The sequence below is a fragment of the Brassicibacter mesophilus genome, from assembly GCF_050433385.1.
GTDB lineage: Bacteria > Bacillota > Clostridia > Tissierellales > Proteiniboraceae > Brassicibacter > Brassicibacter mesophilus.
In genome coordinates this window covers 246,647-273,548 of the sequence record NZ_JBNPXI010000001.1, presented here as the reverse complement: position 1 = coordinate 273,548, position 26,902 = coordinate 246,647, and the positions used below count along the sequence as shown (strand labels likewise).

The window sequence follows — 26,902 nt, the reverse complement described above, 5'->3', positions numbered from 1 at the left end:
TATTAAAAGATAAGATGATACAATAATTTTGCTTAGAAAGCGAGGCGATATAATGAGAAAATTTAAAAGGGTTTTAGTTGCTAATAGAGGAGAAATTGCAATAAGAATCTTTAGAGCATGTAATGAGTTAGGAATCAGAACAGTTGCTATTTATTCTAATGAAGATAAAAACTCATTGTTTAGAACGAAAGCTGACGAATCTTATTTGATAGGTAAGAATAAAGGCCCTGTAGAAGCTTACTTGAACATTGAAGAAATAATTAGTTTAGCAGTAAAGAAAGGAGTAGATGCCATACATCCTGGATACGGTTTCTTATCTGAAAACATGGAATTTGCAAGAAAATGTGAAGAGGCAGGAATTGAATTTATTGGTCCTACTCATGAGATGATGGATCAGATGGGAGATAAGATTAAATCTAAGCTTGTAGCTAATAAAGTTGGAGTTCCAACCATACCTGGAGTTGAAAAGGCTGTAGCATCAGAGGAAGAAGCAAAAGAGTTTGCAAATTTTTGCGGATATCCAGTAATTTTGAAGGCTGCAGCTGGCGGTGGTGGTAGAGGAATGAGAATTGTAAGGGAAGAAAATGAATTAATAAAGGAATTTCATAGTGCAAAAAATGAAGCTAAAAAAGCTTTTGGAATAGATGATATTTTTATTGAAAAATATTTAGAGAAGCCAAAGCATATAGAGGTACAAGTGTTAGGAGATAAATATGGAAATATAGTGCATCTATATGAAAGAGATTGTTCAATACAAAGAAGACATCAAAAGGTAATTGAATTTACTCCTGCTTTCTCAATAAGTGACAAACTTAGAAAAGCTATATGTGATGATGCGCTTAAAATTGCTAGAGCAGTAAATTATAGAAGTGCAGGAACAGTAGAGTTTCTTGTTGATATGCATGGAAATCACTACTTTATTGAGATGAATCCAAGAATACAGGTAGAGCATACAGTAACTGAAATGGTAACTGGAATAGATATAGTGCAAAGCCAGATATTAGTAGCAGAAGGCTATAGGCTAGATTCTAATGAGATTGGCATAAAATCTCAAGAGGATATTAAGCCCAGAGGATATTCGATACAATGTAGAGTAACAACAGAAGACCCATTAAATAGCTTTGCTCCAGATACAGGGATAATAGATGTATATAGAACTGGTTCGGGATTTGGAATAAGATTAGATGGAGGGAATGGATTTACAGGTTCTGTTATAAGTCCATATTATGATAGTTTACTTGTAAAAACTACATCATGGGGAAGAACCTTTGAAGACGCAGTGAGAAAGGTTAGAAGAGCTATAAAAGAGTTAAAAGTTAGGGGTGTTAAGACTAATACTGCTTTTTTAATAAATGTGCTTAATCATCATGATTTTTTAGATGGAAAGTGTGATACTGGGTTTATTGCAGATAACCCTGAGCTTTTTGATATTACATCAAAAGTTGATGTTGAGTTAAGAGTATTAAAATATATTGGTGAAAAAGTTGTAAATGAAACAAAAGGAAACAAGAGAGAATTTGATGTACCAATTGTGCCAAAGGTTGAAAGAAACGAAGAATTATATGGTACTAAACAATTACTAGATGATAAAGGACCTGAAGGTGTAGTTGATTGGATAAAAAATCAGAAAAAACTATTGCTTACAGATACTACTATGAGAGATGCTCACCAGTCACTTATGGCAACAAGAATGAGAACTATAGATATGGTGAAGATAGCAAAAGCAACTTCAGTATTAGCTCATGACTTATTTTCTGTTGAAATGTGGGGCGGAGCTACATTTGATGTTGCATACAGATTTTTAAAAGAATCTCCATGGACTAGACTTGAGCTACTAAGAAAAAAAATTCCTAATGTATTATTCCAAATGCTTATAAGAGGAGCTAATGGAGTCGGATATAAAAACTATCCTGATAATGTCATTAAAGAATTCATCAGAGAATCAGCTGAAAGCGGAATAGATGTATTTAGAATATTTGATTCACTAAACTGGTTAAAAGGAATGGAAGTAGCAATTGATGAAGTTGTTAAAACTGGTAAAATAGCTGAAGCGTGTATATGTTATACAGGTGATATATTAGATGAAAGCAAAGATAAATACACTTTAGATTATTATGTAAAAATGGCAAAAGAAATAGAAAAGACAGGTGCACATATATTAGGAATCAAAGATATGTCCGCACTGTTAAAACCTCATGCTGCATTTAAGCTAATAAAAGCACTAAAACAGGAGATTGGATTGCCTATACATCTTCATACACATGATACTAGCGGAAACGGAGTAGCTACACTGTTAATGGCTGCTGAAGCTGGAGTAGATATTGTAGATACAGCATTTAACAGTGTATCAGGCTTAACGAGCCAACCTGCACTAAACTCTGTTGTTGCAGCGTTAGAGAATACTGAAAGAAGTACAGGATTAGTTTTAGATGATATACAAAAAATTTCTGACTATTGGAGTGCGGTAAGGCCAGTATACAGCCAACTCGAATCAGGTCTTAAATCAGGAACAGCTGAGATATATAAGTATGAAATTCCTGGTGGACAATATTCAAATCTTAAGCCGCAGGTTGAAAGCTTTGGTTTGGGTCATAGATTTAATGAAGTAAAAGATATGTATAAAAAAGTTAATGAAATGCTAGGGGATATAGTAAAAGTAACTCCTTCTTCAAAGGTTGTAGGAGATATGGCGATATTTATGGTGCAAAATGATCTTTCACCAGAAAATATATATGACAAGGCTAAAGATATGGCATTCCCAGACTCTGCAGTATCCTTCTTTAAAGGAATGATGGGGCAGCCAATTGGAGGATTTCCTGAAAAATTACAGAAGCTTGTATTAAAAGGTGAGGAGCCCATAACATGTAGACCAGGTGAATTACTCCCATCAGAAGATTTTGATAAGATTCATGATCGTATTAAAACAAGATTTAATATAGAACCTGGAAAAAAGGATATGCTAAGTAGTGCGTTATATCCAAAGGTATTTGATGACTATCTACAATACATTCAGGAACATGGTGACTTTAGTAGAATGGGTAGCGATATATTCTTCCACGGATTAAGTGAAGGAGAGACATGTGAAGTTGAAATAGCAGAAGGAAAGGTCCTTGTTATAAAGCTTTTAGAAATAGGAAGATTAGACGAAGAAGGAAATAGAACTCTTTACTTTGAGGTTAATGATAGTAGAAGAGCGATAAAGATATATGATAAAGCTAGCTCGGTTAATAAAGAAGTTAACTTTACTCAAATGGCAGACCCTTCGAATAAATTAGAAATTGGGGCTAGTATACCAGGTACTGTGACTAAAATCATAGTAAAACTTGGAGAGACAGTAAAAGAAAATCAAACAGTGGCAGTAATTGAAGCAATGAAGATGGAAACAAACATTACTGCTCCAGCTGATGGTATTGTGGATTCAATCATTGTAAAAGAAGGACAGATTGTTAAAGCAGGAGAATTGATAATTAAATTACAATAAGAAAGGAGCATATGCTCCTTTCTTATTAGTGTGTAATTTTTTAGCATCTATTGCCGTAACCACAATTACAGAACAATACAACTAATAGCAAGAAGAAGAATAACAAGCTACTGTCGTCTCCGCATCCGCCACCAAATAGTCCACCTAATAAACCTTTGTTTTCTGCCATGTGATAAACCTCCTTATATGTTTTATGTTGATTTATTATCATAGTATGAAAATGAAGAAGAATTGGTGCTAAATAAAATAACCAAAAAATTCATTTGACAATGTAGGATTTTTATAATAAAATAAAATGAATAAATATAAATCTTGTTAACAAAAGAAGATATGATATGCTGAGAAAGGTAATAGTAGATATTTATGATTTACAGAGAGAAAACCCATGGCTGAAAGGTTTTTAATCCGCTAAATATTGAACCAGACCTAGAGCTTCTAAACTGAAAGTAAGTAAGTTTAGACGGTTTTAACCGTTATATTATTAGAGGTGAACTAGTTGAATAGCTAGTTAACAAGGGTGGTAACGCGGATAACCTTCGTCCCTATTTTTATAGGGATGAGGTTTTTTTTATTTACTTGATTTCCCTTGAACTAATTTTGGCTTAAATGCATGCATGCAATTTAACACAGTATAACTTTAAAACGATAAAGGAGGAACAATTATGAATAATTATAACTTAGGAATTATATTTACTTTTGTAGTGTATCTTGGGGTAATGCTGCTGATAGGTTTTATTTATTATCGCAAGACAGAAAATTTGTCTGAATACATTTTAGGTGGAAGAAAGCTTAATAGCTGGGTAACTGCACTAAGTTCGCAAGCGTCTGATATGAGTGGATGGTTATTACTAGGACTGCCAGGATACGCATATGCAAGTGGTATGGAAGCTATATGGATTGCAATTGGATTAGGCATAGGAACTTATTTAAATTGGAAATTTGTGGCAAAAAGATTAAGAAAATACACAGAGATATCTAGAAACTCTATTACGTTATCATCATATTTTGAAAACAGATTCAGAGACAATTCAGGAATTTTAAGGATAACTTCTGCAATAATAATTTTAATGTTCTTCACTGTATATACAGTATCTGGATTTGTAGGTGGTGGTAAGCTGTTTAGTACTATTTTCGGTATACCTTATACCTATGCATTAGGGTTAGGGGCTATTGTTATAATCGTATATACTTTTTTAGGTGGGTTCATGGCAGTGTGTTGGACAGATTTTTTTCAAGGAATGCTGATGTTCTTTGCTATTTTAGTAGTTCCAATAACTTGTATGCACCTAATAGGTGGTTATGATCAAACTGTAGTTTCTTTAAAGTCAATAAATCCAGAATTATTAAATGCGTTTACTACTATAGATGGCAAAAGTATATCATTTATATCGGTAGTTTCTTTATTGGCATGGGGTCTAGGATACTTTGGTCAGCCACACATACTAACAAGATTTATGGCAATAAAGTCTTCTGATCACATTAAAAAAGCTAGGTTAATAGCAATGGTATGGGTTATAGTATCTTTGGGTGCAGCAGTATTAGTTGGTATCGTAGGAAAAGTATACCTTACAGAAGCATTAGAAGGTGGAGCTGTAGAAACGGTATTTATGGTTATGGTGAACTCAACGTTTCCAACAATAATAGCAGGTATATTACTAGCAGCTATTCTTGCAGCAATAATGAGCACTGCTGACTCACAGTTATTAGTTTCAGCATCTGCATTGACGGAGGATATTTACAAGTCACTAATTAGAAAGAATGCAAGTGACAAAGAATTAGTTTGGGTAAGTCGTACGACAGTTGTTATTATAGCTGTGATATCTTTTTTTCTTGCACTTAATCCTGAAAGTTCAATACTTGTATTAGTATCCTATGCATGGGCTGGATTTGGAGCTGGATTCGGACCAGCAGTGATTATGTCTCTAGTATGGAAAAGGATGACAAGAAATGGGGCATTAGTTGGTATGATTACAGGAGGATTAGTAGTTATTATATGGCAGAGACTTCAGGGTGGAATATTTGATCTTTATGAAATAGTACCAGGCTTTATTTTTTCAGCTATTGCTATAGTGGTAGTGAGTTTGTTAGATAAAGAACCTATTCAAGAAATAACTGAAGAATTTGAAAGTGTAAAGGTAAGTAATATATAATTTAGAGCCCTAGAGCTGTAGGGATGCTCTAGGGCATTAATATTGTTTAGCTGTAAAATACTTCAGTAACTCTATTTAATATACCATTCATATGAGCTATAGCTATACCAAAATTAGTTATTGGAACGTTTATAGATTCTGACTTTAAAATTCGCGTCATCATCTGCTTTCTATTGAACATACAGGCACCGCAATGAATTATAAGCTTATATTTTGATAGGTTATCGGAAAAATCCACACCTGCTTTTACAGTTACGTCAAGATCTGCATTTGTATACGTTTTGAGCCAATTTGGCAGCTTAGTTCTTGCAATATCACCTTCGAGAGGATGATGAGTACATGCTTCTGCTATCAAAACCTTATCGCTAGACTTCAAATTATCAATTGAATGAGCACCTTTTATAAATATGTCTAAATCGCCTTTATATCTAGCCATTAATATAGAAAATGAAGTAAGCGGGACTTCTTCGGGTATTATAGCATTTACCTTTGCAAAAACCTGAGAATCAGTAATGACTAAGTTTGGTTTTTTATTTAAAATATTCAGAATGTTATCAAGCTCACTGTCCTTAACTGTCAATGCCATTGCATTGTGATCGAGAATATCTCTGATTACTTGCACTTGAGGTAGAATGAGTCTGCCTTTTGGAGCTTGAATATCCTGAGGTGCTACAACCACAACTGTATCTTTAGGGTTTACTATGTCTCCAACAATTGTAGATCTTTCGAAATTTATTGGTGCATATGAGTTAATTGCTTCTTTTAATTCAGAAATATTGGTTCTATCCTTTGCACTTACTTTTACTAAAGGAATATCTAGTTCAGATAATGATTTGTAGTCTACATTATCTATTAAATCAATTTTGTTAATTACACCTATTACTGGTATTTTTCTGCTTTTCAACTGATTTAACCATTGTATCTCAGGAGATAAATTATTATCTAAAGCATCAAACACTAATAAAGCTAGGTCTGTTTTATCCATTACTTCTTCTGCTTTCTTAATCCTAAGTTCACCTAGACTTCCAGAGTCATCTAGGCCTGCTGTATCAATAATAACTACTGGTCCTAAAGGTAGCAGTTCCATTGACTTATAAACTGGGTCAGTAGTTGTACCTGCAATGTTCGAGACTAAAGCTATATCTTGATTTGTAATAGCATTTATAAGACTTGACTTTCCAGCATTTCTTTTTCCGAAAATAGCGATATGCAATCTGTTTGATTTAGGGGTATCTTGCATATTAAGTCTCCTTTCTAGAATCTAAAGTCTCTTTCACCTGACTGCATTTTTTTCAAATACTCAGTAGTTACTTCCTTTGCTTTTTGATTTGGAATTTGCTCTATAGCTTTTTCAATAGTTTTTTGAGCAATTTCTTTTAGCTCTTCATCGCCGTAATCTAATACAAACTCATTTAAAGTTAAAATTGCATTTGGAAGGCATACGTTGTGTATCTGACCATTTTTAGCAAGTGACATAAATCTTTCTCCAGTTCTTCCTTCTCTATAGCATGCAGTACAATAGCTTGGTATATAACCTGAGTTGCATAAACTTTTAAGTATTTCTAGAGGAGATCTGTGGTCACCTACTTCGAACTGTGGTTTATCTTTATGCTCATGACTTCTATATTCCTCATTGTACCCTCCTACGCCAGTACATGATCCAGCACTTACCTGTGATATCCCAAGTGATAAAACCTCACTTCTAAATTCAGCTGTTTCTCGTGTAGATAGTATCATTCCTGTATATGGAACTGAAAGTCTTAATACAGCGACTATCTTTTTAAACTCATCATCTGAAACTAAATATGGGAACGTTTCAAGATTCACTCCTTCAGCTGCCCTAAGTCTTGGTACTGAAATAGTATGAGGACCAACGCCATAAACCTCTTCTAAATTCTCAGCATGCATTATAATTGCTATAGTTTCGTACATGTAGTCGTAAAGTCCATATAAGACTCCCATACCTACATCATCAATACCTGCTTGCATAGCTCTGTGCATTGCAGTGGTATGCCAATTATAGTCGTGCTTTGGACCTTGTGGATGCATTTTATCATATGTTTCTTTATGATATGTTTCTTGAAATAAAATATAAGTTCCTATATTAGCATCTTTTAGCTTTTTATAATTTTCAACTGTTGTAGCAGCAATATTGACATTAATTCTTCTTATACTGCCATTTTCAAGTTTAATAGAGTATATTGTGTTTATGCAATCGAGTATATAGTCAATGTCACAATTTACAGGGTCTTCGCCTGCTTCCAGTGCTAACCTTTTATGTCCTAATGATTCGAGAATTTTAACTTCTTCTATAAGTTCTTCTTTGTTAAGTTTTTTCCTTTTTAAATCGTCATTTGAATGTTTGTACCCACAATATTTACAGTTATTCACACAATAATTACTAACATAAAGAGGTGCAAAAATTACAATTCTTTTACCATAGATTTCTTCTTTAATATGCTTTGCTGTTTTAAACATCTCGTCTAGAAGTTCTTTATCTTTTATATTTAAAAGTACAGATGCTTCTTTATGAGTTAAGCCTTTGCATTCTTTTGCTTTACATAATAGTTCTCTAATATATTCTCTGTCCTTTGATTTCTGTTTCCCAAACTCAATACACTCTTTTATTTCAGAATCTTTGATAAAATCTTCAGCATTATAGTTACTCATAACACGGCCTCCCTGTTAAATTAATAACATTTCATATTACAGCTTCAATAAACTTAATTGTTTCTCTATACTTTTGTTAAAGCAGATTTCACACTCACTCCATTAATTTTACCAAGTTTACCTGTCATTGCACTTATTTCATCAGAGGTACCATCGACTATTAAAGATATTACTGAAATATTTTTCTCTCTGTATGGAATACCCATTCTTCCTACGATTATGCTAGAATGATCATGTAATACAGAGTTTACACTTTCAGCATTTTCAATAATTTTTACAACTATACCGACAACTCCAATTCTTTTCTCCATATAACTCCTCCTTCAGAAAAAATAATACCTCCCGTAAAATACGGAAGGTATTGATATACAAAAAATATATCTATAGTATCTCCCCCTTTTACTCAGAAACTCCTTGTAATTAGGCTGAATCCGATATCCAATTTACCAGTACAACCAGTATATCAGATGTCTTGTTAATATTATAACAAATTATTGAATTGATTGAAACTGTTTTTATCAAAAATTACTAATAATATTAAAAATTACTTATTAAAAAATTTCTTTCAAGGATGCCCAGTTAATTGCATACATAATACAATTGTAGTAAAATTTAATGTATAGATAAAGATGAAATCGTAATAGTTTGAGCAAAATATTGGAGGGATTTTTTTGCCTAATGAAAGGCTATTGATTAAAAATAAAGAATTTAATGAAGCTTGGGAATCATTTGTTTCGACAGGGATTTTAAAAAAAGAGTTCATTAGGGAAGTAATAGCTGACTCTTGGATAAGATGTAAAATGAATAATGTAGACCCGTTGTCTGAAATTAAACAAATTAAATTAAATAAAGATGAGATAATTGAGAGATATAAGAAGTACAATTCATTACTGAAAATTGCAAAGCCATTCATGATTAGTTTAAATAAAATAGTAGGAAGTGAAAGTTTTGTTGTTAGATTGACTGATGCGGACGGATATGTTTTAGTATGTGCTGGAGACAAAAATATAATTGAGCAAAACGAGAATGTTATTATGAAAGAAGGATATTGTGTTAAGGAAGAAGTAATCGGAACAAATGCTTTAGGAACAGCGCTTGTAGCTTGCGAACCACTACAAGTATTTGGATCAGAACATTATTGTAAGAAGTATCATAGCTGGACTTCATCTGCATGTCCAATAAAAGTAAACAAAGAAATTATAGCAGTTTTGAGTATGACTGGACCGCATAAAAAAGTTCATCCTCATACTCTAGGAATGGTAGTAGCTGCTGCCCAGGCAATAGAAAATGAAATGAAATTAGATGAAACTAATAAAATACTTACAATAGCTAATAATAATTTTCAAGCTATAATGAAGTCTATCTCAGAAGGAATAATTTCTTTAGACAACGATGGCGTTATTAGAAAGTTAAATCTTTTTGCTAGTAAATTGTTAGGGATTAAAGAGCGTGATATTGCTGGCAAAGATATTAACACTATATTACACAAAGATAACAGCGTAAATCTTATTAGATTAATAAATGATGAAAAAAAATATGAAGAAGAAGAGATTTTCTTTAAAAATAAAAGAGGTAAAAAAATATCTTGTATAGTGAATATGACCCCAATAAAAGATACTTCAACTAACAAGGCAGATGGCATAGTTATGACGTTTAAAGAAGCTAAAGTTGTTCATAGCTTAGTTAATAAAATCGTTGGCGCTGATGCAAAATTTACTTTTGAAGATATACTAGGGAATAGTAAGAAAATAAAAGATACAATAAAACTAGCATCTATGGCAGCGAAAACTGATGCAACAGTACTTTTGCTTGGAGAAAGTGGAACGGGAAAGGAGATGTTTGCTCAAGCAATACACAATGATAGCAGAAGAAAAAGAAAGCCATTTGTTTTTTTAAATTGTGGCGCGATACCAAGGGAATTAGTGGCAAGTGAGCTTTTTGGTTATGTTGAAGGAGCATTTACTGGAGCAAAACTGGGAGGGCATCCTGGTAAATTTGAACTTGCAAATGGAGGCACAATATTCTTAGATGAGATAGGAGATATGCCTCTTGACACACAAGCGAATTTATTAAGAGTTTTGGAAACAAAAGAAATAGTTAGAGTAGGAGGACATGATGTAATACCGATTGATGTTAGAGTAATTGCTGCAACACACAAGAATTTAGAAATAGAAGTTGAAAGAGGTAATTTCAGAAGAGATTTATTTTATAGATTAAATGTAATGCCTATGCATACACCATCTCTTAGAGAGAGAAAAGAAGATATTAAGATTTTTACTGATTACTTTTTTGACAAGTTTAATACAGCAAGCAATAAAGGTGTAAAAGGCATGAATGATAGTTTTTATATGGGGATGATGTCATACGATTGGCCAGGAAATGTAAGAGAGCTACAGAATGTTATGCAGCTTATTATCAATACAGCGACGTATGATGAGATTTTAGGATATGAACACTTGCCTAAACATATGAAAGCGATAAAAGAAACAGGTGATGAAATAAGCTTTAATGAACTATATTCATTAGTCGAGATAGAAAAAGCAGCTATAGAAAAAACTTTATTACGAGTAAATGGGAATATAGCATTAGCATCTAAAGTTCTTGGGATAGGTAGAAGTACATTGTATAGAAAAATGGAAAAATATAATATAAAAAGTGTCTAAAAATGAAACATATGTAACAAAATGAAACATTAAAAATTATTATTTATACTCGAAAGTGTTATAAAATGATACATTTCAAAGGAATTGAATTGCTCTATTCAATTCCTTTTTATTGTGTTTAATTTTTGAGTAAGGCGAATATAAGTAAAATAGAGGTATATAGGAAAGAAATAAAAAAAACATTAAATTGGCATACTTATTGCAAAGATATAATAAGGACATTTTATATGGAGGTTAGTTATGAAGGGCAATTATAAAATTATATTAAGCTTATTAGTATTTTGGATTGTATTATCTGAGAGATTAAATTTAGAAACTTTATTATTAGGACTAGTTATTTGCTTAGGGATTTCCTATATAAATGGAGATAATAATACACAAGTGACGAAAGGCGCGTGCAGTTATGCTAAAAAAATCTACTATTATTTTTTGTATGCGTTGGTTTTAATGAAGGAGATTGTTATTTCAAACATTCAGGTTGCAATGATTGTTTTGAGTAAAGATATGGACATTTCTCCACGTATTTTTGAGTATAAGACTAAATTATCTAAGGATGAATATAGAACAATATTTGCAAACTCAATAACACTAACTCCAGGAACTATAACAGTATCTTTGGATGAAAATAAAATAACAGTTCATTGTATAAAAGATGAATATGTTAGATCAGTTATGAATTCAAAATTAGAGAAAATACTATTAAAGATAGAGGGATAATTTATGGAAATAAAGATTCTAGTAATATCAATTATAATACTTGCCTTTACAATAATGCTATGTCTTATAAGAGCAATTAAAGGGCCGTCTCCTGCGGATAGATTAATCGCAATAAATGTAATAGGAACAAAGACTATTGTACTCATTTCCATTGTATCTTTTATATTGAAGGAAACTTATTTTATTGATGTAGTTCTAGTGTATGCACTTATTAGCTTTGTTGCATCAATAGTCATATCAAATATTATGCTGAACACGGGAGGGGAAAAAGAGTGAGGATTATATTGATGGCTCTTTTGTTATCCGGAGGACTATTCTTTTTCATAGTGGGAACGGTAGGACTATTAAGATTTCCTGATACGCTTACTAGGGCACACAGTGCAGCTAAATGTGATACATTAGGAGCTGTTTTGTGCTTAATGTCATTAATTGTTTATAATGGTTTTGGTTATTCTGCGGCAAAGCTTTTGTTAATAATTTTGTTTTTATGGATAACTAATCCTACTGCAACACACTTGATTGCACATAGTATTCACAAGAAAAATAAAAAGTAGAAAAAATTAATGGAGTGGAAATTTATGAAAACTTTTAGCATTATCATGATTTTATTTCTGATAGGATCATCCATAGCTGTTTCAGCTATAAAAAACTTATTTGGGGCAATAATTGTATTCATGGTCTATAGCTTAATTATGGCGATTTTATGGCAGCAGTTAAATGCTCCGGATTTAGCTATTACTGAAGCTGCTGTTGGTGCAGGAATTACTACATTGTTATTTGTGTTAACACTTAAGAGAATTAGAGGTGCTGGCAAATGAAAAAAGTTCTATCAGTAGTAATTGCTATAACTATTATAAGTATTTTGCTTATTGGTGTAATAGAACTACCTGAGTTCGGTGCAGCTGAAGTGCCTGCAAATAACTATGTGACTGAAAGATACATTGAAAAAGGAGTTCAAGAAACAGGTGCATTAAATATAGTTACAGGCATAATTCTTGATTATCGAGCATTTGACACTTTTGTTGAAGCTACAGTGTTATTCACAGCGGCAATTATAGTAACTTTTGTTTTAAAAAAGCATGATGAAATAGGATAAAAAGAAGGTGTTTCACTTGAACAACACAATTTTAAAAGAAATAAGTAAGATGATGATACCTATTATACAGGTTTTTGGGATATATGTTATATTTTTTGGTCATTTGTCACCTGGAGGAGGCTTTGCAGGAGGGACCATTATTGGCGTAAGTTTCATATTATACAGGATAGCTTTTGGAAAGAAACAAGCAAAAAATAAACTGAAATATGCAACATTATTAAAGACTATATGTTATGCATTAATTATTTATGGAATATTAAAAGGATATAGCTTTTTAGCAGGTGGAGGTAACATGCATGGGTTCAATATTCCATTAGGAGATCCAGGTAATATTTTTAGTGGTGGGTTCATATTACCGCTTAACATAGCTGTTGGTTGTATTGTAGCAATAACTATATACTTTTTTTTCAGCTTGTTCTATGAAGGAGAAATATAGATGGAAAAATTAATGACAAATTATATTGAAACAGGAGCAATTATTTTATTTGGTGTGGGCTTTGCAACCATGCTCATGCATAGTAACTTAATCAAAAAGATTATTGGCATGAATATAATGGACACAGCAATATTTTTGTTTTTCATTGCAAAGGGTTATATAAGAGGAAGAGAGGCACCGATTATTGTAGGTGCTAACAAAGGAATAGAGGGATATATAAATCCAGTTCCCACTGCATTAATGCTTACAGGAATAGTAGTTGCAGTGAGCATGACAGCATTTCTCTTAGCACTTACTATCAAACTTCATGAAAAGTATGGAACTATAGAACTTGATGAAATCGTTAAAATGAGAGGAGAGTAATATGACGTATATAAAAAATTTTCCACTTATAATAATACTAATTCTTTTTATAAGCTCTTTTACAATGCCAATAATAAAAAAGAGAAAAACAGTAAAGATTATAAGTTTATCAATAATGACAATAGCAAGTTTGCTGTCTACTATTGTTTTCATATATGTTGTAAAATCTGGAGGATTCACTTATAGAGTAGGGCATTGGGATGCTCCTTGGGGTATTGAGCTTCAAATAGGTATCGTAGAATCGATAATCAGCATTTTGTTTACGACAATATCAGCCATAATTATTTGGTATTCAATATACAGTATTGATAAAGAAATTGATGAGTCGAAAATACCTTTTTACTATTTATTGATAAATATATTAATAGGTGCATTATTAGGGATAGTATTTACAAATGACATGTTCAATGCGTTTGTATTTATTGAAGTTAGCACATTAGCTTCTTGTGGCATTATTGTGATTAAAGATAAGAAAGAAAATATTAAAGCAACTCTCAAATACTTAATTCTTAGTAGTTTGGGGTCAGGATTAGTATTAATGGGGATAGCGTTTATATATTCTATAACTGGGAATCTTAACATGACTTATATTGGGAAGGAACTTCTTTCTATTCATGGAGATTATCATAATACAATTCTTATTGCTATTTCATTATTTACTGTTGGATTAGGAGTTAAAAGTGCCATGTTTCCATTACACACATGGTTGCCTGATGCGCATTCAAGTGCACCATCTACATCAAGCGCTTTACTTTCATCAATAGTATTAAAAGCATTCGTATTGCTATATATGAAAATTCTATATAGAGTGTTTGGTTTTGAAATGCTAAGCAAATTTCCCATACTAGATATTGTGTTTATACTAGGAAATCTAGGGATGATTCTTGGTTCAGTACTTGCTATTATGCAGAAGGAAATAAAGCGAATTATAGCTTATTCTACAGTTGCACAAATGGGATACGTATTCTATGGTATAGGTCTTGGAAATACAGCAGGCATTACTATTGCTATATTTCATATAATAGGACATGCGATTACAAAAACAACACTGTTCTTATCAGTAGGAGCAATGATTGAACAGACTGGAAAGAAAAAGGTAGATGAGCTAAAAGGAATAGGAAGGGAAATGCCTGTTACATTGGGTGTATTTACAATAGGAGCATTATCAATGGTTGGAATTCCTATACTTCCAGGATTTATAAGCAAATGGAACCTTGCACTAGCTAGTATAGAAAGTGGAAAAATTTTATTTTTGTCTACAGTTCTAATTAGTAGTCTTCTTAATGCTGTATACTATTTCCCAATAGTAATAAATGGATATTTTGGTGAAGATAATATGAAGAATAACTTTGCAGGTTCAAAAAGAAAACCGATAAAGGAACTATTACCCGTACTAATATTAACTATCGGGATGCTCATATTAGGAATCGTATCAAGTGATTTGATTAATATGATAAGTATGACATTTGTGAATTAGCAGTTGGTTTTTTAGATTAGTGTATAAAGGATGTGAAGTTTTTGAATAGAGCAATAATACTTGTTCCTATATTTTTTCCGATTATAATGGCTATTATGATGGCGTTTATTAAATTTAAGAAAGAGAAAATCAGGAACGGATTTGTAGCAGCTGCAATAATCATTAATTTTTTGCTTATGATATTAATACTGTATAGCACAAAAATAACAGAGGTTCATTTGTTTAGGTTCAATGCTTTTATTGATATATATTTTAAAATCGATAAACTTGGTGTTTTATTTGCAGTGCTTGCATCATCATTATGGATATTTACAACGTTTTATTCAATGGAATATATGAAACATGAAGGAAAAGAAAAAAGATTTTTTGTTTTTTTTACGACAACTCTAGCAGTCACACTTGGAATAGCTTTTTCAGGAAATCTTTTTACCTTGTATATTTTTTATGAACTATTAACACTAGCAACTTTTCCGTTAGTTATTCATGCTGGAAGTAAAGAGGCGCTAGAGTCAGGTAAAAAGTATCTTATTTATTCTTTTGGAGGGGCTACATTAGTACTACTAGGTATGGTCTTATTGTTTAATTTAACAAATAATCTCGATTTTACTGCACATGGGATATTAAACAGTGCAAGTTCATCAGATAACAAGCTTCTTCTTTCAATATTTATGGCAATGTTTTTGGGTTTTGGAGTAAAAGCAGCAATAGTTCCTTTTCACTCTTGGCTCCCATCTGCTATGGTTGCTCCTACACCAGTTAGCGCACTGCTTCACGCGGTTGCAGTTGTGAAATCTGGTATATTTGCCTTAATAAGGATAAGCTATTATATCTTTAATGCAGATATAATAAAAGATATAAACGGAAACTTGTATATAAGTGTTTTGGTAGGTATAACAATATTATTAGGTTCTTTACTGGCACTTCACCAGGAAAATCTAAAAAAGAGATTAGCTTATTCTACAGTAAGTCAGTTAGGATATATACTTTTAGGAATCGTTTTGTTGAATGAAAAGGCACTAATTGGAGGATTGCTGCATCTAATTAATCACGCGCTAATAAAGATAACTCTATTTTTCTGTGCTGGAGCTATTTATTATAATACAGGGAAAAAAAGTATAAGTGAAATAAAGGGTATTGGCAAGCAGATGCCAGTTACAATGTGGTGCTTCGGAATAGCTTCGATTTCACTTGTAGGAATACCACCAACGAATGGATTTGTTAGTAAATGGTACCTAGCTTTGGGAGGATTGAGTGCAAACAAGCTACTATCAGCTGTAATTTTGCTTTTAAGTGCATTTTTAACAGCAGCATATTTACTTCCAATAGTAGTTACAGCATTTTTTCAAAGCAATAAAGATACTAGCACTGAAAGACAAGAAGCTCCATTAAAGATGTTAATACCAATAATGGCACTGACAGGTATAGTTGTATTTTTGGGATTGTTTCCTAATGTAGTATTGAACTTTATTGAAGGCATAGTAAAAGAGATTATTTAATATAGGAATAATAATCTACTATATTATTGGACTAGAAAAGGGGAGTGGTTAATGTTGCAATATACGATGTGGTTACTAGTCATAATGCTTTTACCGATGATTGGATCATTAGTTAGCTATTTTATTGGTAAGAAAAATGAAACTTATAGAGATTATTTTAATATTTTGATGACTGGAATAGAGTTTGTTATTGTATCATTTCTATATGTACCGGTTTCCCAAAACACATTAGAGCTGTTTATTCCTGATATAATGGGAATAGGCTTAAGTTTAAAGTTAGACGTTTTTAGATATGTATTTGTATGGATAACAGTTTTTGTGTGGTTTTTAACTACCATTTATTCAACACAATATCTTATAAAGTATAAGAATAGAAATAGATACTACTCGTTTTTTATGATGACTTTAGCTTTTACAGTAGGCATATTTTTATCGGAGAATATTGTTAATTTGTTTACTTTTTTCGAGATGATGTCATTTACTTCTTATGCTTTAATTATTCATGATGAGGATGAATACTCTCATGAGGCAGGTAAATCCTATATTGGTATGGCAGTAGGAGGTAGTCTAGTATTGCTAATGGGTATATTCCTGTTATTTGACTATACTTCTACTTTGAATATTAGCGACATAGCCATAAAAATCAGGGAGCTTGGAAGCATAAAATACCTTATTACTGGACTAATAATTGTAGGTTTTGGTGTAAAGGCAAGTATGTTTCCACTTCATGTATGGCTACCAAAGGCCCATCCTGCTGCGCCTACTCCTGCTAGTGCTATTTTATCTGGTATTCTTATAAAAACAGGGATATTTGGGATACTAATTACTTCAGGAATAATGATGGAGGGTGATTTTTCATTATCTGTTGTGCTGTTCATTATTGGTATTTTGAACATGCTTGTAGGCGGTTTCCTTGCCATGTTTCAAAGAAATATTAAACGGATTCTTGCTTATAGTAGCATGAGCCAAGCAGGATATATAATTCTTGGTATAGGGCTTATTGGAATATTGAAAGAGCATAAAGCCATTGCTGTTTATGGAGTTCTTTATCATGTATTTAATCATGCAATATTTAAAGTGCTGCTATTCTTGGTAGCAGGAATAATATACATGATACTGCATGAGCTAAGTATAAACAAAATAAGAGGATTTGGAAAGCATAAACTAGTTCTTAAAGTGGTATTTATAGTTGGACTATTTGCTATAACAGGAGTACCAGGGTCTAATGGGTTTATTAGTAAGACATTATTACATGAAGCATTGGCTGAAGCACATCATATGTATCACAGCTCATGGTTTACATTAGTAGAAATATTGTTTACCTTAAGTAGTAGCTTTACGGTAGCATATCTTTTAAAAATATTTGTAGCGGTATTTATTGAAGAAAACAGTGAGTTTAAAGGGCAGTATAAAGCGTTTATTAAAAAAAGAGCAATTATGCCTATGATTGTATTAAGTGTAGTAATTATTTATATTGGCATTAGACCCCATGTACTGTTAAATATAATCCAAGGAGCAGTATCAGTATTTAGTGTTGAAAGTCATATAGAAGTTAAGTTCTATACTGTAAAGAATATTCTAACATCAACTGTTACTATACTGATAGGAGTGGGAATTTATGTTGGATTTATTAGAAAAATATTGTTATCTAATGTCAACAATGAAAGAATATATATAAATCCTTCTCTCACGTGGGTCAGTTTGGAGAAAAGTGTATATAAACCAGTGCTATCAAGTGTATTTAAAATAAGCACTAAAATATTTCATAGTATAGATATATGTGCAATTAATACGGTTAAATCAATAAGTGATTGGGTTAAGAAACTGAGTCACACTGAAATTAGCTTGGATAAAAATAGAAAAGTAAATAAGTTAAAAAAAGGATTATCAACCTCTGTATCAGAAAAAAAACATATTAAACTTGAAGGTATAATGCAGGGCACTAGAAGTATAGCAGAGATATTAAGTGTGATCAGAGATAGATTAAATACTATGATGTATTCATTATTTGTTTTTGCATCAGTACTAGTAATTATTCTGATAATATTGGTTTTTTAGTAAAGAGCCGTAGCTGAATGAAATCTAGCTACGGCTCTTTTAGCTTTAAAATGTTACAAAAAAGAAATAAAAATATTAAATAAATTTAAATTAAGAGGTAAAATAAAGAAATAAATAGAAAATTACAATGTCTGTTAACGTCTATCATTAATTTATTACTAAAAAATTGTCTTATGAAGTAATAGTTAATTAGATTTTATTAAGGGGGCATAACAATGTCTAAAAATATAATTAGAATTGTGTCAATATTGCTAATATTAATTCTTCTTTTGATTTTAGTAAGATATAAAAATACTAGTAAACAAACATATGTTGAAGGAAGATACAATCACAACGAAGAGGTCACCATAATATTGCCAGATTACGATAAATGGTACTATTTGTCTACTTATAGAGTATTAGCTATGATGTCAGAAAGATTTTCTTATAAAACTGGTATACCTATAAAAATGGTAAAGATTAGTACTGATGATTATATTAGAAAGAGAAATGATGAATTATATACTAATAATGGACCTACTCTTATTTTTTTCCCTATGTGGGGAGAATCTTATAAGGATTTGGCATCTAAAGGGGTAGGATTAGATATTAAAGATAGGATACCTAATTATAGTAAAATTTACGACAGCTTAAAAGATGAAGAAAACTGTTATGTTCCTGTAGGAATGGTATATAAACCTTTAGTACTTAATAAGCTTGTATTAAATGACTTAGGAATAAAGGAACCTTCCTTTGATTGGAATTATGCTGACTATAAAGAAATCAGACGTAGTTGGCTAGACAAGGAACCTAGATATTTTACTAGAGATGAATTTTTTGAAATTATAAACAATCCAATAAGAACATTGAACATATTAGATTCAGAAAATAAAAGAGTAAGTTTTAATAATGAGAAGGTAAAGAAATATATGTTAGATGTTAAGAATGAAATATTTTCAGGGAAATATAAACTTAATGTAGAGTATACATATTCAAACTATGTAAACTTGATAAAAAATCCTAGAAGTAAGGAAAGCTATGACATAGGAAAGCTCATTGATTTTGGATATAAAAGTGAGCTATTGTCTCAATATTCTGGGAATCCCTTGAATACCTCAGGTTCAGTAGGTAGTTCCCATCAAATCATACTTCCTGAGGTTAGAAGTACTTCTTGCTTCTCTTCATGGGGTTTTATGGTAAATAAGAGAGGAAAAAATGTTGATAATGGATTAAAGTTTATAAATGAAATATTAAGTGACGAAGTACAGTTTGAGATATTCTTAACTGACCATAAAGTATATCCAGTTAATAAAAACATTACTAAACAAATTGAGGAATATGAAATAAGCAGAAATGTTAACAAACGCGCGATAGATTTAAAGAATTACCTTTTGAAACAAATAGAAAATGGAGAAGCAGCTTCGACAAGTGAACTAGATGAAATATATCAATATATTGAGGGTAAATTTGAAAATATATTATTTGATTACATTTTTAAGGATGAATCATTAACAGATGAAGAACTTGAAGAAAAACTGCAAAAAATAGAAGATGAGCTTAATTTATGGCTAAGTGAATAAAAAGAGGTGACAATATTGGAGTCCAAAAATATAAAAGGATATTTATTTTTATTACCAAGTTTAATAGGGTTTGCGTTTCTATACTTTATTCCTTTTGTTGCTGGTATAAAGTATTCATTTAACAGAAGTGGTTTTGATACTACTTTTGTTGGTTTTAAGAACTATCAAGATATTTTTGCCAGCTTTGCTTTTCGAACAGCCTTTAAAAATACTGCAATATTTATGCTTATATCCATACCACTAATTATAGTAATATCATTTGTCTTAGCGTTGATAATACATGAAATCAAAACACCGAGATTTGTTAAGTTTTTTATTATTTTACCTATCGTTATACCCTCTGCTGGTGTTGCGGGATTTTTTAGAAAAGCATTTGGTGAAGGAGGGTTAGATTTACTCTATACTAAATATGCTATGGTAATTGTAATTCTAATATTCATATGGAAAAATACTGGTTATAATTTGATATTATATTTGGCAGGTTTATCACAGATTAATAAAGGGCAAATTGAAGCTGCAATGATTGATGGAGCAAGCTATATTCAGAAGCTCAGACATATAATAATTCCATTATGTACTCCAACTACAGTATTTGTTGTAATATTATCAATTATTAATTCATTTAAAATATTTAAGGACGTATACATACTACAAGGGAAATACCCTAACATTAACATTTATATGCTTCAACACTATATGACTAATAAGTTTAGAGAATTTAACTATGAAAAGCTGACTGCGACAGCTTATGTATTTTCTATAGTTATATTTATTAGTGCACTATTATTTTTATTATTAGATAAAAGGTATCAGAGAAGGGTAGGTGAAGAATAATATGAAAAAAGCTATACTAATCTTTGTAATAATTATTTCTTTATTATATTTTTTGCCAGTGTTTTTTACTTTTTCGAGTTCATTTATGAATGTTCAGCAATTATATGCAGACGGGGTTAGGATATTACCTGATGAGTTTAGCTTACAGCAATATTACTCTATTGTACTATATAAAGGAGAATATTTTAAATTCTATATCAATTCTATTGTGCTAACTATATCAATTATAATAGGTCAGATAGTAGTTGGAGTATTTGCTGCATTCGCACTAGCAAAACTTAAATTTCCCGGAAGAAACTTCATATTTGCAGTATATGTTCTAGTACTCTTATTACCATTTCAAGTTGTCTCAGTTCCAAACTATTTAGTATTTGATAAGATGGAGAAAATGTTAAGTCTAAAGATTTTTGATACATATTGGGCCATAATTTTACCGGGAATATTTTCCACTCTTGGGATTTTTCTCTTAAGGCAGTTTATTGTTAATATTCCTAATGAGATAATAGAAGCTGCTAGGATAGATGGGGCTAGCTATACTAAAATATTTTTTACAATAGTTTTACCACTGGTAAGACCTGCGATTATTTCTTTAATATTTCTATCATTTATAGATAATTGGAACCTTGTTGAACAAGCAGTAATATTTATTGAAACTCCGTCAAAGCAACCATTATCTGTTTTTTTAGAAACAGTATATTTTCAAGATTATAGTGTTTTTTATGCAGCATCAATTCTGTATATTATCCCTGCAGTGTTTTTATTATTAAAAGGTGAGAAATATTTACAGGAAGGAATTCTAATGGGGGGAATTAAATAATGGAGATAAAGCTCGTAAAAAATATTAAGAAAGTAATTATTGCTTTTTTTGTAATTGTGTTTATCCTTGGATTTTTTTCTAAGTCTATAATCAATTCCTTTTTACCTAAAGTAAGTGTACAAGCACCTACTGGTAAATTCATAAAAAAAACGTTAGAAATTAGCGGAGTAATTGAGCCTCAGAGAACATATAAAGTTAGGCTTGATAGAGATGTTATTATTGATGAATTCTTTGTTCAGAAAGGCGATGAAGTAAAAGTAGGTGACCCAATATTCAAAATCAATAGCAGTTATATAGAGAGCGGATTAGATGACGAACTTAACAGACTACAGACTGCATTAGAAGAAGAGCATGTTAAACTAAATAAGCTTAATGGAGCTTTTTTTATTAAGGAAGAAAGTGATATTCAAGAACTTAAGGATACAATAGAAAAACAAAATACTAATATTATTAAATCAAGACAACTGTTTGAGCAAGGTGCTATATCTGAAGCTGAGCTTAATCAGCAAGTTGAGGAAATAGACAAGTTAAAGAGAGAATTGGTTACTAATCAGATACTTCTAGAGCAAAAGAAAGATGAAGCGTCTTTAGAAATAAAAGAAATACTAAGTAATATTGAAAGATTAAAAAGTGATATTGATAAATGCTCTAAGAAAAAAGGATTTTATAGTATAGTTGATGCGTACGGAATATATCATTCTGATGTTAATGGTATAGTATATAATCTAGGTGATACAGAATATGTATTAGGTCAAAATACAGTTCTAGCAGATATAGCAATTATAGAGGACTATAAATCCTTAAAATTTGTTGCCTTTTTACCAGAAGAAGAACAAGATTTTGTTTCTGGCGGAGGCTATATTGATGTGGTCTATGATGTTTCAGATAAGCCTCTAACTATTAGAATAACAAACATATCCAAGATTGTAGAAAATAATCATATAAGAATAGAAGGAGTTTTCCAAGAAAGTAGAAGAAGAATGCCAACCATAGGAGAAAGAATCAGCGGAACAAAGGAAAAAGAATTTAGAGCGCAAATGAGCATACCTAAAGCTGCAGTTGTACCTATAGAGGGTTTAAAGTCTGGATGTGATGCTTATGTGTATGTTGTTGATAAGAAAGAGGGCATTCTTGGTACAGAGTATATAGCTGTAAAAGTAAGAACCTTAATAACTGCTGTAGGGGATAGCAAAGTGAGTGTTGAAAATTTAGGGGGAATAGAGGATCCTATGGTTATAACTAATCTATCGTATAAAATAAGAGATGGAGTAAGAGTTTTTCTATGGCAATAAGAAAAAAATTATTTATTACTTTTATAATTATACTTTTATTAATCCCCTATTTTTTCTTAAAGAGTAAGTATAACTATATGACAATGGAGCTAAGATTTAGTGATAGATTGACTAATGAACAATTTTTAGAGGTTAAAAAGAAAAACAATATACAATTTTATTCGATAAACTATATAATGCCTAAAGAAGATGAAAATATAATAATGACAACTGGAATGGACTATGAGTTCAAGAAAATTTTCCTTGAAAAAGGAGAATTCGTCATTGATTTTAGTAAAAAAGAGGCTGTAATAGGAGATAATATAGTTGATAAATATTTTAGCAGACCAAATGTCATTGGAGAAAATATCAGTGTACTTGGAAGGACATATAAAGTAATTGCTATTGAAGATAAAAGCAGTAATATATACATACCATATAGCTATGACTTAATTGATAATAATTGGGAGAAGAGAGTGATAAAGTTCGAGACTTATAAAGATGAAAGACCTTTATTGTGGATGGAAAAAATTCAAACACATCTAAGAATCTTAGGTGTAAATACATATGATCCAATTATATATAGAGAAATTATTAGCTTATATATAAATATAATAATACTGTTAATTGCCATCGTTTCAGCTCTATATTTTAAAAAAAATATTGTTGATATAAAGAATCAAATAACCTGTATAAAGATGCAGTACCAAAATCAAATTAGAACAACTGAATGGCACAAATTTTTAAAAAGTGAAAAAGGAATGTTTGTTAGTACTATTAAATTAATTATAATAGATGTATTTATTATGATTTTTATAATAAAACTAATATCGTATTTAGTAATACCATTATCATTAGTTCCTGATAATTTATTTTCATTAAATAGCTATGTAAGCATGGCTAAATATAATATTCATATATCTAGAATGCATATGTTATACGGATATAATGAGTTAATGACTGACATGAAGTATATTAATATTTTAATAATCATATTTATATTACTAGTTTATTTTAAATTCATAAATGCCAATAGAGAAAAAGTCAATTAATATTTTGAAAAATAATGGTTGCATTTAAATGCGCAAAATCTGTTGATTTTTGGTGACTAAGATTGTATAATAGCTTAAAGCATTAGAAAACTATGGGTAAACAATAACTTCGCTCGTATAACTTTGGAAATATGGTCCAAGAGTATCTACCAGACCACCGTAAATGGTCCGACTACGGGTGTTTAATACAATGTTTAAAGCATTAAGCTTATAAATTGTCTTAGTGCATATATTTTTTATAAAGATATTTGTATTGAACTCCTAACCAGGCATGGCTAGGAGTTTTATGTTTTAAAATGAAATCATAGGAGGAGATTAAGTGGAATTATTAAAAAATAAAATTATGACAGAAGGTAGAATAGAGCATCCAGATATTTTAAAGGTAGATAGTTTTTTAAACCATCAGCTAGATATATCATTTTTAAATGATTTAGGAAAAGAATTTAAAAAGAGATTTGAAGATAAGAGAATTACTAAAATCCTTACTATAGAAGCTTCAGGAATAGCAATTGCAAGTATTGCAGCTCAGTATTTTGATGTTTCAGTTGTATTTGCAAAAAAGGTAGAATCTAAGAATTTGGATAAAGAGACTTACGAGAGCGATGTATATTCATTTACAAAAGCCAAGACATACAAAATAAAGGTTTCAAAAAGATATATAACATCAGATGACCATATTCTTATATTAGATGATTTTTTAGCCAATGGAAGAGCAGTTTTAGGATTAATAGATATTGTGAATCAGGCCGATGCTAAGCTAGAAGGAGTAGGTATAGTTATAGAAAAAGGATTTCAGGAAGGTGGAGAGATATTAAGAAACCAAGGCATTAATTTAGAGTCACTTGTAATAATTGACTCATTTGATGACGGGAAGATAGTGTTCAAATAGAATATTAATTTATCTGCTCATTTGACAAAGGACTAGTATACTTACTCGATTTTTGCTAAAATGTAGTATAATATATAATTATATGCAGAAATAAAAAGGGGGCAGGTATATGCTTATTAAAAATAATAAAAAAACCAGTATCAGAAAGCAGCTAAATAAGAGATTTATGCTATTAATTATAGGAATTTTTATAATCATGAACATTGTTTCGTTCCTATCAATACAAAGCATACTTTTAAGCACAGTTAAGCAGACTGTAGATGGAATATCATCAGTGATGGCATATCAGATGAAGCAAATTGATATAGAAAAATTAATTGATGATGGAGAAAGCAGTAGTGGATATGCTTTATTGGATAAAGCTTTAGACTATCTAACATCAAAACAAAAAGGGATAATTGATGATGTATTTATTATTTCAAAGCAAGATGATGGAAAATGGGCTTATATAATTGATAAAGCAAAAGAAAACCCTGCAAAATTAGGAGATGTTATGGAGAATTCAACTGATGATGAATTGAAAAATCAAGCTATTGAAACAAAACAAATGACAATCTCTAAAGGTGATAGTAATATCAAAAATAGAACTACTGATATTTCTGTTTATATACCTATAGACACTAAACAAGGCATTAACACATTAATGTGCTTTACTTTCAAAACAAATATTATTATTGAAGCTCTAATCAATATACTTGTTTGGTTTGTTATAATTTTAATTCTTTCTCTAATAATAATAAGAATTATAGTCGGTCGAATTACAAGAAGGCAAACAGCCTCTATTGATAAGCTAGTTGATAAAATGAAAGACATGGCAGAACTGGATGGGGACTTAACTCATAGGATAGAAATAAACAGCAATGATGAAATTGGAGAGCTAGCATACTATACAAATAAAATGTTAGATACTATTAATGACATCTTGATTAAGGTTAATAATACATCAAAACAATTAACAAATACCAGCAATGAGTTTGAGATGATACTGAATAAAGCTATTAATGACTTTGACAAAATGAATACATTAGTAGATGATATAACTAATAGAATAGATAATCAAACATCAGATCTTTTTGTTGTAAATGAAAATATCAGCATGATAAGTGAAGCAGTTAGTAATGTGGCAGAAAACTCTCAATCGGTTACTGCTCAAGCAGTAAATACTAGCACAAATGCAATAGAAGGAAATAAGGTAATGATAAGCTTGAAAGATCAATCTGAAGGTATAGTTGAGGTAGTTAATGAAACATCAGACCTTATTGACAGCTTGTCAGAAAAATCAGTTGCTATTAATAGTATTGCTGATACAATAAATTCAATTTCTGAACAAACTAATTTATTAGCGTTAAATGCTTCCATTGAAGCTGCAAGAGCAGGTGAATACGGGAGAGGGTTTGTTGTTGTAGCAGAAGAAGTAAGAAAGCTTGCTGAAGAGTCATCTAAGTCTGCTAAAGAGATATTTCATCTTATACAAGAAGTGCAAAATGGTATAATGAATGCAGGAAAATCCATGGAAAATGTAACAAAGAAATCTATTGAGGGAAACCAATATGTTATTGAAGTAACAGACAGATTTAATGAAATTGTAAATTCTATAAGTGAAGTATCAAACATGGTGGAGGAAGTTTCATCTGCTACTGAGGAAATGTCTGCAGGGGCAATGACTGTTGCGTCAAAGATGGAAACACTTACAGATATATCAGAAGAGAATAATGCTGCAGCAAACGACGTGTCTGCAGTAATTAATGATCAAACTGAAGAAGTAAGAAAATTATCTGAAATGATGACAAGTCTTAATATTTATGCTGAAGAACTATCTAACAGACTTTCAAAGTTAAAGCTTGAATAAATAAGAGCGTTGATCTAGTTAACT

The 26,902-nt window shown here is 31.0% G+C and carries 24 protein-coding genes, 1 riboswitch and 1 other annotated feature; of the genes, 20 read left to right on the top strand and 4 right to left on the bottom strand.

Going from position 1 to position 26,902, the window contains the following annotated elements:
• Window positions 1-52: 52 nt before the first annotated feature.
• On the top strand, window positions 53-3,481 hold the full coding sequence (locus tag HNR33_RS01400) for a pyruvate carboxylase (RefSeq protein WP_429079285.1): 3,429 nt from the start codon (window positions 53-55) through the stop codon (window positions 3,479-3,481).
• 40 nt (window positions 3,482-3,521) lie between these two features.
• Here HNR33_RS01400 and HNR33_RS01395 read toward each other — a convergent pair whose 3' ends face one another.
• A complete protein-coding gene (locus HNR33_RS01395; RefSeq protein ID WP_429079284.1) occupies window positions 3,522-3,650 on the bottom strand; it encodes a hypothetical protein in 129 nt (42 codons plus the stop codon).
• A 162-nt stretch (window positions 3,651-3,812) separates the two neighbouring features.
• Window positions 3,813-4,028, top strand: a binding site (T-box leader).
• A gap of 115 nt (window positions 4,029-4,143) precedes the next feature.
• Between HNR33_RS01395 and putP the strand changes: the two genes are divergently transcribed.
• Window positions 4,144-5,631: a sodium/proline symporter PutP gene (gene putP, locus HNR33_RS01390; protein ID WP_429079283.1), complete on the top strand. Its 1,488-nt coding sequence runs from the start codon at window positions 4,144-4,146 to the stop codon at window positions 5,629-5,631.
• A 46-nt stretch (window positions 5,632-5,677) separates the two neighbouring features.
• Here putP and hydF read toward each other — a convergent pair whose 3' ends face one another.
• The 3 genes from hydF to HNR33_RS01375 form a co-directional block, all read right to left on the bottom strand.
• On the bottom strand, window positions 5,678-6,871 hold the full coding sequence (gene hydF, locus HNR33_RS01385; RefSeq protein ID WP_429079282.1) for a [FeFe] hydrogenase H-cluster maturation GTPase HydF: 1,194 nt from the start codon (window positions 6,869-6,871) through the stop codon (window positions 5,678-5,680).
• Between the two features lie 14 nt (window positions 6,872-6,885).
• Window positions 6,886-8,301, bottom strand: coding sequence for a [FeFe] hydrogenase H-cluster radical SAM maturase HydG (gene hydG, locus HNR33_RS01380; protein WP_429079281.1), 1,416 nt, complete (start codon window positions 8,299-8,301; stop codon window positions 6,886-6,888).
• A gap of 65 nt (window positions 8,302-8,366) precedes the next feature.
• Window positions 8,367-8,612 carry a TM1266 family iron-only hydrogenase system putative regulator gene (locus HNR33_RS01375; protein ID WP_429079280.1) on the bottom strand — a complete coding sequence of 82 codons (246 nt, stop codon included), beginning with the start codon at window positions 8,610-8,612 and terminating at the stop codon, window positions 8,367-8,369.
• A 360-nt stretch (window positions 8,613-8,972) separates the two neighbouring features.
• On the opposite strand from HNR33_RS01375, the gene HNR33_RS01370 reads away from it, so the two are divergent.
• The 18 genes from HNR33_RS01370 to HNR33_RS01285 all read left to right on the top strand — a co-directional run bounded on the left by HNR33_RS01370 (window position 8,973) and on the right by HNR33_RS01285 (window position 26,878).
• The gene (locus HNR33_RS01370) at window positions 8,973-10,964 is read left to right on the top strand and encodes a sigma-54-dependent Fis family transcriptional regulator (protein ID WP_429079279.1); all 1,992 of its coding nucleotides are present in this window, start codon (window positions 8,973-8,975) and stop codon (window positions 10,962-10,964) included.
• A 240-nt stretch (window positions 10,965-11,204) separates the two neighbouring features.
• Window positions 11,205-11,681: a Na+/H+ antiporter subunit E gene (locus HNR33_RS01365; protein ID WP_429079278.1), complete on the top strand. Its 477-nt coding sequence runs from the start codon at window positions 11,205-11,207 to the stop codon at window positions 11,679-11,681.
• Between the two features lie 3 nt (window positions 11,682-11,684).
• Window positions 11,685-11,957: an MrpF/PhaF family protein gene (locus HNR33_RS01360; protein ID WP_429079277.1), complete on the top strand. Its 273-nt coding sequence runs from the start codon at window positions 11,685-11,687 to the stop codon at window positions 11,955-11,957.
• Window positions 11,954-12,235, top strand: coding sequence for a monovalent cation/H(+) antiporter subunit G (gene mnhG / locus HNR33_RS01355; protein ID WP_429079276.1), 282 nt, complete (start codon window positions 11,954-11,956; stop codon window positions 12,233-12,235). Before HNR33_RS01360 ends, mnhG begins: the two co-directional genes overlap by 4 nt.
• A gap of 24 nt (window positions 12,236-12,259) precedes the next feature.
• The gene (locus tag HNR33_RS01350; RefSeq protein ID WP_429079275.1) at window positions 12,260-12,499 is read left to right on the top strand and encodes a hydrogenase subunit MbhD domain-containing protein; all 240 of its coding nucleotides are present in this window, start codon (window positions 12,260-12,262) and stop codon (window positions 12,497-12,499) included.
• On the top strand, window positions 12,496-12,777 hold the full coding sequence (gene mbhE / locus HNR33_RS01345) for a hydrogen gas-evolving membrane-bound hydrogenase subunit E (protein WP_429079274.1): 282 nt from the start codon (window positions 12,496-12,498) through the stop codon (window positions 12,775-12,777). The genes HNR33_RS01350 and mbhE overlap by 4 nt, the downstream gene beginning before the upstream one ends.
• Window positions 12,778-12,793: 16 nt before the next feature.
• The gene (locus HNR33_RS01340; RefSeq protein ID WP_429079273.1) at window positions 12,794-13,213 is read left to right on the top strand and encodes an MnhB domain-containing protein; all 420 of its coding nucleotides are present in this window, start codon (window positions 12,794-12,796) and stop codon (window positions 13,211-13,213) included.
• A complete protein-coding gene (locus HNR33_RS01335; RefSeq protein ID WP_429079272.1) occupies window positions 13,214-13,576 on the top strand; it encodes a sodium:proton antiporter in 363 nt (120 codons plus the stop codon). It begins immediately after the preceding gene.
• A 1-nt stretch (window position 13,577) separates the two neighbouring features.
• Complete coding sequence (locus HNR33_RS01330) at window positions 13,578-15,053, top strand: complex I subunit 5 family protein (RefSeq protein WP_429079271.1); 1,476 nt, start codon at window positions 13,578-13,580, stop codon at window positions 15,051-15,053.
• A 41-nt stretch (window positions 15,054-15,094) separates the two neighbouring features.
• Window positions 15,095-16,549 (top strand): complex I subunit 5 family protein, encoded by a 1,455-nt coding sequence (locus HNR33_RS01325; RefSeq protein WP_429079270.1) that lies wholly within the window; start codon window positions 15,095-15,097, stop codon window positions 16,547-16,549.
• A 51-nt stretch (window positions 16,550-16,600) separates the two neighbouring features.
• A complete protein-coding gene (locus HNR33_RS01320; protein ID WP_429079269.1) occupies window positions 16,601-18,607 on the top strand; it encodes a complex I subunit 5 family protein in 2,007 nt (668 codons plus the stop codon).
• Between the two features lie 215 nt (window positions 18,608-18,822).
• The gene (locus tag HNR33_RS01315; protein ID WP_429079268.1) at window positions 18,823-20,166 is read left to right on the top strand and encodes a hypothetical protein; all 1,344 of its coding nucleotides are present in this window, start codon (window positions 18,823-18,825) and stop codon (window positions 20,164-20,166) included.
• 15 nt (window positions 20,167-20,181) lie between these two features.
• Entirely contained in the window at window positions 20,182-21,000 is an 819-nt protein-coding gene (locus HNR33_RS01310; RefSeq protein WP_429079267.1) for a carbohydrate ABC transporter permease, read from the top strand.
• Window position 21,001: 1 nt separating this feature from the next.
• On the top strand, window positions 21,002-21,817 hold the full coding sequence (locus HNR33_RS01305) for a carbohydrate ABC transporter permease (RefSeq protein WP_429079266.1): 816 nt from the start codon (window positions 21,002-21,004) through the stop codon (window positions 21,815-21,817).
• Window positions 21,817-23,109, top strand: a complete 1,293-nt coding sequence (locus tag HNR33_RS01300) for an efflux RND transporter periplasmic adaptor subunit (RefSeq protein WP_429079265.1) — start codon at window positions 21,817-21,819, stop codon at window positions 23,107-23,109. Before HNR33_RS01305 ends, HNR33_RS01300 begins: the two co-directional genes overlap by 1 nt.
• On the top strand, window positions 23,100-24,140 hold the full coding sequence (locus HNR33_RS01295) for an ABC transporter permease (RefSeq protein WP_429079264.1): 1,041 nt from the start codon (window positions 23,100-23,102) through the stop codon (window positions 24,138-24,140). The genes HNR33_RS01300 and HNR33_RS01295 overlap by 10 nt, the downstream gene beginning before the upstream one ends.
• Window positions 24,141-24,233: 93 nt before the next feature.
• Window positions 24,234-24,335, top strand: a riboswitch (purine riboswitch).
• 124 nt (window positions 24,336-24,459) lie between these two features.
• Window positions 24,460-25,029 (top strand): xanthine phosphoribosyltransferase, encoded by a 570-nt coding sequence (locus HNR33_RS01290; RefSeq protein ID WP_429079263.1) that lies wholly within the window; start codon window positions 24,460-24,462, stop codon window positions 25,027-25,029.
• Between the two features lie 109 nt (window positions 25,030-25,138).
• A complete protein-coding gene (locus HNR33_RS01285; protein ID WP_429079262.1) occupies window positions 25,139-26,878 on the top strand; it encodes a methyl-accepting chemotaxis protein in 1,740 nt (579 codons plus the stop codon).
• Window positions 26,879-26,902 lie beyond the last annotated feature (24 nt).